The sequence below is a fragment of the Rhodococcus sp. NPDC047139 genome (genome assembly GCF_040643435.1).
In the GTDB taxonomy this organism is placed as follows: domain Bacteria; phylum Actinomycetota; class Actinomycetes; order Mycobacteriales; family Mycobacteriaceae; genus Rhodococcus.
In genome coordinates, this window is sequence record NZ_JBEYUH010000034.1 from 1 (window position 1) to 9,130 (window position 9,130).

Genomic DNA, 9,130 nt, shown 5'->3' on the forward strand with positions numbered 1-9,130 from the left:
TCGTTCCTTCAGCTCAACGCTGTACTTCCGTGGTGCTGCCATGCTCTCTATCCTTCACAGGTTCGAGAGCCTCCGACAGACCCGGGGCGATTCAGACCCCTCAACCTGGGGATTTACATGACCGCTGACACGTGAATGGGCCAACCTGCGATGAACATCGAATAGACCTGGGCCCCGATCTCGCCGGGAAGCTCTGCTACGAGGAATCGGGGGCCCTCGATGTCGTCCTGCATACCGTCACTCTTTCCGTGTCATCCGGTACGTGATCTTGCGCCATCCACACAATCTGCCGGCAAGCAGGTCTCCTGTAGACGAGCCCTTCACGCACCCGACCTGCCGGCTCCCGCCCCGTCGAGACAATCGGGGCAATTCAGCCTGCCAGGACGCGATGCTCCGCCCGTCGTGTCGGGGTTCCCGATCTGATCACAGACGCCGCGCATCACCGCTTGAAACCACGGCAGGACTGTCCCCGATCAGACCGAGCGGGATGGAGTAACGAAACTGGCCGTTCGGAAGAATAAGTTAGCTAACCAATGGTTCACGGTCCCGATTGCTCGCAAGGCTAGGACGCTGTGATCCGATGGGAGGCACCAAACAATGATCAAGGTTAGGAGAGCAGTGTGTCGGGGGACGTAGTCAACCCAGATGTCGCCACGTGGTTGGACGTCTTCCCCTGGCTCGAGTCCACGGCCGACACAACACACGGCCCCTGGTGGAACCAGCCGGCCTCGGGTCCGACCGTGTCGAAGCGGCATCGGCACCTCGAAGCCGTAGCAGAGATCGCCATGTCCCAGCTCTCACGCTGGACGATCGCCCAGCTGTTTCCTACAGCTGGAACGGGTGTGTCTTTGGAGGCTCTGGGCCTTCCGCCACGAGGGTTGAACATGTTCATCAGGCGGGGGTACCGAACGGTCGAAGACATCGCGGGCCTGTCGGTCGAAGAGATCCTCGATTGGAAGAACTTCGGCGCTGCCACAGTGTCCACTGTGCTACAAATCCTCGCAGATCAGGCCGTGGCGGACGCGGCGGCGGAGAATGACGCCGAGGATAATGTACTTCGCACAGCGCCTGCCCAAAGCGATGTTCAGGAATCCACGGAACTTATCGTCGATGCATCGATCGTCGACGATCTCCGGGTAGTAGCAGAGTGGCTGGCTCTTGTCGGCCTTCCCGACACGCCGCTGTTCACCCAAACGCTCCCGATCGGGACACCTCAGAACGTTGTACGAGCAAGAAAACGGCTGGAAGTAGTAACCAGCACGGGCGTTCTGGGCGCAGATCGGGCTCTGGACGCCGCCGGCATCCTGGATGAATCGATCCGGAAGCTCGACGATCGCGCTGTCGGGATTCTTCGCGATCGGATGTTCGCCGACTCACCACTCACTCTCGATACTATCGGGGCGACGCTGGGAGTGACGCGTGAGAGGGTTCGCCAGATCGAATCCAAGGCACGAAGTGCACTTCTTACCGAACTGAGTCACGCCGGCACGGGACCCTTGGCGTCGTTGGCCGAAGCTGCGCAGCGCACCATTCACGACGTGCTACCCCTGGCAGCGCTTCTCGAAGAGATTCCTTCGTTGAAGAACCTCGTCGATTCTGTCCAGCAACCCGCTTGGCGCGTACTCGACCGTCTCGATGATTCGTACGAGATCGAGGACGAATGGTGTGCCTCCCCCACAGTCGAGGCTGCCAGGACCGCAACCGCGACGCAGATCGAAGAGTTCGTCGACAGCTACGGAGTAGCACCGCTGGCATCGCTCGACTTCATAGACATCGAGCCAGCGGAACGCAAGCGGACGATCACTGCCGAATGGCTCGAGTACTGCGGTTACCTGATCGAGGGTGACCACTTGTTCACGCGGATACAGTCGGTACAGGACTATGCAGCTTCGATCCTCTCAGTGGTGGGCTCGCCGCTCTCCTCCGATGACATCATCGCCAGATTCACCGTGGAACGCAGTGTCCGGTCCTTGCGAAACGCATTGGCAAAGGACGATCGATTCACTCGAGTCGATCGCGACCGATGGGGACTAACCGAATGGGGTCTGGACACGTACTCCGACATTCGCTCTCTGATCAGGGAGGAACTGGCCAAGAACGGTGGACGCGTGGCGCTGGATCCGCTTATCGACAAGATCACGAGCAAGTACTCGGTCTCCCGCGGCAGTGTCGTCACGTACGCCTCTTCCGCCCCGTTCGAAACGAACGACGGGATGGTGCAGTTGGCCACAAGTCCTCGTGAAGTACGAAAAACACCGAACCAAACCCGCCGAATGTTCCGCCGCCCCGAAGGGTGGGCGGTGCGGGTAAAGGTCACCAAGGATCACCTCCGAGGAAGCGGATCGGTGGCACCCACTGCAGTCGCTGCGATCCTCGACTTGCAACCGGGACAAACCCTGCAACTCGAGTCGCCACTCGGGCAACAGATGATCGCCTGGACAGGGGTTCAGCCTAGTTTCGGCACGATCCGCCGCTTCTTGTTGGAACGTGATACCGCTGCCGGCTCCGATGTATTCCTGATCATCAACGATGACAGAACGTTCGCCGTCGAGGAAGTACGCGAACCGGTAGGCGAGCCCCTAGCGGACGCCCTCGCTCTCGTCGGCATCGAGCCGCAGTCGACTCCTTCCGACAATTACAGGAGTCTCTGCGCCGCAATCGGTCTCCCGGAGTCGTCCGGAATCGCCTCACTCATCGGCGCGTATCGCGAGCGTGGTGACACAGATATCGCCGAACTCTTGCTTGCCTCACGTGATTCGCTCGAGACCGTGGAGACCGATCTACCTGACCCCGAAGTCGAATCCACGAACGTCGACGACATTCTGGATCTGCTGTGACGGGCCGGATAACTTCTGGTCTTCGGTCGCTCGACCTCGACGACCGCTATCGCAGCGACCAGGAAGACGTCGTCGCCCGCTTCTACGTTCCGGTCTTCAGTGCGGCCACAACATACAGCCGTGCCGTTGGGTACTTCACCTCGACGAGCCTCGCTCTCTATGCACGCGGTATAGAGCGTTTCGTGGCACGCGGCGGTTCGATGCGGCTCATCGCATCGCCACATCTCGACGAAGGTGATATCGCAGATATCTCACACGGCTACTCAGTCCGAGACGTCATTACCCGCGCAACAATTCGTGAACTCGAAGGCATCGAGAATGATCGCGTTCTGGATGGGCTCGGACAGGTCGGTCGTCTGATAGCTGACGGCCATCTCGACATCAAGCTCGCATTCGTGGTCCGGGACGACAGAATCGGCATTTATCACGAGAAGATCGGTGTGTTCCGTGACGAGTACGGTGACCTCGTCGCATTCACCGGCAGCAGCAATGAGACTCTGGGCGGCCTCGTGGCGAACTTCGAGTCCATCGAGGTGTACCGTGGTTGGACCGAGAGCGACGGTGCACGTGCGCTTCGGCTCGAATCGGATTTCGAAGACCTCTGGGCAGACCGAACATCGATGCTCAGCGTCGAACCGTTTCCCGATGTTGCTCGGGAGCGTCTCATCGAAATCGGACGTGAACGTCCGAATACAACCCTCCCGGATCGGGAGCATGTCCTCGAAGAATGCCATCGAGTGGTGGACGAGCCCAAACGACTCACTCCCCCGCCCGGGTTGATTCCGCGGGATTATCAGCGTGCCGCTGTCGAGGCATGGTTACGCAACCGGGGTCGCGGTTTCCTGGCCATGGCTACCGGTACGGGAAAGACCAAGAGCGCCTTACTTGCTGCGACTGCCGTCGGGAATGTAATGCGCGACCGGGAGGAACCACTGGTCGTGTTGATCCTTGCTCCGCTGCAGCATCTCGTAGATCAGTGGGTTACCGACGTCGAGGCCTTCGGGATTACACCGATCCCTGTTTACGAATCCAGCAGCAAGTGGGTTCCTCGCGTTGAGGACCAGATCGGACAGGCCCGACTCGGACAGCGACCGGTCGTCGTGTTGATTGCGACCAATGCCTCGTTCTCCGGGCCCAAATTTCAGGAAATCCTGGGCCGGCTCACTTTGCAACTGATGGTAATTGCTGATGAAGCGCATAATCTCGGATCCACGCGCTACAACGCCGCGCTACCTGCTCATGCCACCTACCGCCTCGGACTGTCTGCGACGCCCGAGCGGTGGCATGACGAGATCGGCACGAAAGCACTGTTCGACTACTTCGGTCCAATCGTTTTCGAGCTGGGCCTCGGCGAAGCCATCAACATGGGCGCGCTCTGCCGGTACACCTACCATCCACGCCTGGTTGAGCTCAATGACCAGGAGACCGAGTTGTACACCGAGCTGACAGCGAAGATAGCCCGGTGCATCGCTGCCGGTGACAGTCCGGACGACGCCGATCCGAACTCGCCGCTCGGATTCCTCTTGCGTGAGCGTGCAGGTGTGACTGGTCATGCGGCCGGCAAGCTCGCAGCACTGCGTGTTGACCTGGAAGCTCACCGCCACTCGTGGTTTCAGCTCATCTACTGTGCGGAGGGACGACGCCCGACACCACCAGGTGACGAAAGAGGTCCGAACCAGTTGGTGGAAGTGATGAGGATGGCGGGAAACGATCTCGGAATATCCGCGCATCAATACGTTTCACAAACCTCACGTGCCGATCGCAAGGTGCTGCTCCGTCGTTTCGGCTCCGGCGACGACCTCCAGGCACTCGTTGCGATGCGATGCCTCGACGAGGGGGTCGACATACCCGACTCTCAGGTCGGCTATCTCTTGGCCAGCAGTAGCAACCCCCGACAGTTCGTCCAGCGACGCGGACGCTTGCTTCGCCGTGCCGAAGGCAAAGACCGGGCAGAGATCTACGACTATCTCGCCGTACCTAAGGCAGGGGCGCCAATCAATTTCGAAGTCGAACGAGCGCTACTCATTCGCGAGATCGAACGCGCGAACGAGTTCGGCAAGCTCTCCGAAAACTATGGGGAAACACTCGACTCATTACGTCCACTCCGCGACCACTATCACTTGATGGACCTATAGCAGCCATGTTGGAAGGATCAACGATGACCGAAAACACGCGTACCGAGAAAGACGTGATCGGTGCGCTCTCCGACGACGAGCGGGCGCTGCTCAAGCGGGTTCTGGAGATCGAGCGTGCCAAGTTACACCTGAGCGCGTACGACGCGACCGAGGACATCCTCGCAGCAGTGAAGGGAATCATTCCGTGAAGCTTCAGTCAATCGCACTCGAAAATTTTCGCCAGTTCGCAGGACGCCAAAGCTTCAGCCTCGACTCGGACGGTACTCGTCCGGTAACGCTCATATTCGGCGCAAACGGATCCGGCAAGACCACACTCTTGAATGCGTTCACGTGGGCGCTTTATGGGGGTCTGTCCGACGACGTCGAACAGCAGGAACGCCTCGTCACCGACGCTGTATGGAGGTCGGCCTCGGTCGGAGAGTCCATCGACGTGTCGGTCGAAGTCAAGTTTTCTCATGAGGATCGGAGCTATCGGCTCCTCCGTACTGCAACGCTCCGCAAGGAATCCGACCACCAACAATCGGCGGTCCCCAGCGTGCAGCTATGGGCGACGACACCTGATGGCGCGTCGGAGGCAATCAGTGCGCCCCAGGAGATGATCAACACGATCCTGCCACGCGGAGTCAGTCGCTTCTTCTTCTTCAACGGTGAGCGAATCGAGAACCTCGTCAAGAAGGAGGCCTACACAGAGGTTCGAAACGACATCAAGGTCCTTCTCGATCTCGAGCAGGTCGAGCGTGCCCTCGCCCACCTACCGAAGGTCGACCGTAAGCTCTCGGCAGACCTTCGCAAGTATGGCGGCGAGAGGGCAGGACGGATCCAAGAAGAGATCGACGAGCTGAACGATCGCCAGGCCGAGGTCTCGGAACGTCGGGTTCTCCTGGAACGCGAGGTCGCGTCGCTGAATGCAGAGCACGAACGTGTACTCGAGCTGCTCCGGGAGAATGCCGATGCCGCTCCAATACAGCAACGACGCGATCAGATAGAACAAGAGCTCGCTGATGCGCGGCGCGCATACGAAGCCGCGGTGACCGACCGGGCTACCCTCATTGCAACTCGCGGGTTCCTAGCCTTCACAGACGCTCTCGCATGGGATACCAAAGCCATGGCTGAGGACTTGTATCGGCGTGGGGCACTTCCTGCACCACTCAAGCGCGAGTTCGTGGACGATCTCTTGGAAAAGAAGACCTGCATTTGCGGAGCCGAACTCACCGAAGGCTCCGACTCATGGAGACATGTCCAGGATTGGCGGCACCAGGCCGGCCTCCAAGCTGTCGAGACTGCGTGGCAAAAACTCTCGGGAAATATCGACGAACTGGAAGCAACCCGAGCGTCGCTGCGCAGCGACCTATCCGGCATCGCGAAGCGTATCGGTGATGAAAATGACCGAGTGGACCGACTGATCGCCGAAAAATCCGAACTGGACGGCAAGCTCCGCGACAGTAGGCATGAGGACGTACAAGGTCTCGAGAGCAAGCACCTAGAGCTGCTCGACATGATGCGCGCAAAAGAGCAGCAGGTCGGATCAGCCAAGGGCGAGATCGAGCGGCTTGCGAAAGACATCGAAGCAAAGACGCGCGAGCGATCCAAGGCCGAGGTCACGGATGAACTCGCACTCAAGGCACGCACTCGACTCGACCTCGTACAGTCGGTGAAAAAGGCGCTCATCGAGATTCTTGAGATTCGCGCAGCAGATATGCGAAAGCGGCTGGATAAGGAGCTCAAAGAGGTTTTCGGCAGCATCACTCACCAGAGTCACGTACCAACCCTGACCGAGAATTTCGAGTTGACCCTGCACAAGACGGTGAACGGAGTCGAGCTTCCGGTTCCCAAATCCACCGGCGAGAACCAGATCCTTAGTCTCAGCTTTGTTGCTGCTGTCTCGAAGCTAGCTCGTGAGATCCGAACGGAGCGCCGCGCCGAGGAACAAACGAGCGTCGATGCCGGGACATACCCCATCGTCATGGACGCCGCATTCGGCTCGTTGGATGAGGACTATCAGGAAGCCGTTGCGCGCGCTCTCGCCAAGATGGCACCTCAGCTCGTCGTCCTGGTGAGCAAGAGTCAGGGTATGGGCACCGTGATCACCGAACTGATGCCATATGTCAGTAATCTCGGAGTGCTTGAGACTCACACAACGGCCGAGGGCGACGTCGCCGACGACATCGAGATCAACGGGACGTCGTACCCTTACATTCGTTCGTCCGACATCGATCGCACTGAATTGAAGGTGATCCTGTGACCGCCACTCCAGATGTTCGAGCACGCCGTCCACAGCAGCACGAACGTCTCATGCTCGAACTGCAGCAGGAAGCGAAGTTTCCGGCTTTCCGAGACATTCTGCTGTTCGCGGCTGCGGTCGGATTTACTCAGGGTCGACGGGTGCCGTTTACAGCTGTCGCTGGGGATCCGATTCGGTACGACACGCTGGTAGGGCCGTCTTTCGCCGACACGCTCGTTAGCATGATTGCCGCCAACGAGGTCGGAGATGACCCTGAAATTATGGACGACGCCCGGTTGCAGGAACGAGTCACAATATTCGAAGAATATGCAAATGGCGGACTTGAGCATATTCAAGAGATCGTGAACACTCGAAAACAGCCCGCTGCCACGGTCGCGATTGAGCTAGTTACATCGGCCCTGACAGATGACCGCCGCCACACTGAGATTGCTGTCGAAGATCTCCTTGGCGGGGTTACCTGGTAGCAATCCAATTCACCCCTCACAATATTTCCATGCAGGTGCCAGCGACCCCCAATATCCGATTCTCATGACCACGTTGGCGCGCCTGCGCACCCACGATCTGAACGGAAGACGGAATGGAATTAGCAGTCGACTTTGTAAATTGGCTGAAAAACCAAGTTCATGACTTTGCTGGTAAGTATACCGTCGCCGATCATCGCGCCTTTCCAGCGTGGGCGTTTACATTCCTATTCGATTTGGATGATGATCAGGCATTCAATGCTACCGACACTCTGACTCAAGGGGACGCAGGCATCGACGGGTGGTATTTCGATACCGACAACTCCGTTTTTCACTTGATTCAGGCAAAATATCACGAATCGCCCGAATCCTCCGTAACATCCCCCGACGGGCTCAGGGCCCTGATCCATGCAGCCCTGTTGCTGCGAGACAGTTCCGCGATTGCCACTGGACCACACCACGATAAGCTGTCCGAAGTTTCGCTTTCAATGCAGCAAGCCCTGGACGATAATTTCTCCATTTCGCTCGACTACATTGTTGCTGGTCGCATCGGGCCTAATGTTCGAACAGAGATTGAAATCGCTGTAAGAACTTTAGGTCAGAACTATACCGCTACGTTCTATGACACGGAACGGATGCAAGAACTATGGGTCTCAGATGAACCGATTGGCGATTTATCGGGAGAAACCGGAGATTTCTTGGTTTCTGGAACAGGAGAATACTACGAAAAGGGAAAGTTGGAGGTTCCTGGCGTAGCCAAGTCGGCCATTGTATCTCTTGACGGTCGTTCGATTGCGGAACTCGTCTCGAAACATGGAGCGAGGCTATTCCAAGCCAACGTGCGCTACTACCTCACTAAGACAAACCGCGTCAACAAAGAAATGGCGAAGACCCTGGAATCCCTTGAGGGGAGGTCTGCGTTCTGGCTTTACAACAATGGCCTCACTATTGTTGCCGACGACTACGAATTCATAGAGACTGACGATGGGACTGTGCTACGAGCGAGCAACCCACAGATTGTAAACGGCGCACAGACCTCTTCCGTCCTAAGGGATCGGAGGGCGATGATCGAATACGGTGACGTTTCCGTTCAAACCCGGATAATAGCCACAGAACGAAGCGATCTAGGACGCTCCGCTCTGACGAATATTTCAGAGTACACTAATAGCCAGTCTCAGGTCCGAATATCGGATCTTCGCGCAAACGACGAGCGCCACAAGAAGATTCAACGCGCCTTCGATAGCCTCAAAGAACCCATCTTCTACGAGCGGCGAAGAGGCGAGTGGCAAGCACTCGACAAGGCCGCTCAGACGAAGTACGCAAAACGGCGCATGAAAAAGGAAGATGTCGGACAACGATACCGGCTCTTCGCAGTTAGCAGTGGCATTGGCGCCGGCTGGATGCGACCCGACGTGACCGTCGAGTGCAGGCCCACCGTACCCGGCGGCGTTGATT

General features: G+C 58.0%; 6 protein-coding genes. All 6 read left to right on the forward strand.

The window, feature by feature from the left end; translation table 11 throughout:
* The first annotated feature begins 620 nt into the window (after window positions 1–620).
* The gene (locus ABZ789_RS22380; protein ID WP_229567725.1) at window positions 621–2,837 is read left to right on the forward strand and encodes a sigma factor-like helix-turn-helix DNA-binding protein; all 2,217 of its coding nucleotides are present in this window, start codon (window positions 621–623) and stop codon (window positions 2,835–2,837) included.
* A complete protein-coding gene (locus tag ABZ789_RS22385) occupies window positions 2,834–4,972 on the forward strand; it encodes a DEAD/DEAH box helicase family protein (RefSeq protein ID WP_358428785.1) in 2,139 nt (712 codons plus the stop codon). The genes ABZ789_RS22380 and ABZ789_RS22385 overlap by 4 nt, the downstream gene beginning before the upstream one ends.
* A 23-nt stretch (window positions 4,973–4,995) precedes the next feature.
* Window positions 4,996–5,160 (forward strand): hypothetical protein, encoded by a 165-nt coding sequence (locus tag ABZ789_RS22390; RefSeq protein WP_229567722.1) that lies wholly within the window; start codon window positions 4,996–4,998, stop codon window positions 5,158–5,160.
* Window positions 5,157–7,214 (forward strand): AAA family ATPase, encoded by a 2,058-nt coding sequence (locus ABZ789_RS22395; RefSeq protein ID WP_358428790.1) that lies wholly within the window; start codon window positions 5,157–5,159, stop codon window positions 7,212–7,214. The genes ABZ789_RS22390 and ABZ789_RS22395 overlap by 4 nt, the downstream gene beginning before the upstream one ends.
* The gene (locus ABZ789_RS22400) at window positions 7,211–7,678 is read left to right on the forward strand and encodes a DNA phosphorothioation-associated protein 4 (protein ID WP_358428792.1); all 468 of its coding nucleotides are present in this window, start codon (window positions 7,211–7,213) and stop codon (window positions 7,676–7,678) included. The genes ABZ789_RS22395 and ABZ789_RS22400 overlap by 4 nt, the downstream gene beginning before the upstream one ends.
* Window positions 7,679–7,791: 113 nt before the next feature.
* Window positions 7,792–9,130 (forward strand): AIPR family protein (locus ABZ789_RS22405; RefSeq protein ID WP_358428795.1); only part of this gene is annotated, 1,339 nt, incomplete at its 3' end.

Bases quoted from the DNA above. Each gene is read 5' to 3' on its own strand.
- ABZ789_RS22390 (WP_229567722.1), top strand. From the start codon at position 4,996: ATGACCGAAAACACGCGTACCGAGAAAGACGTGATCGGTGCGCTCTCC.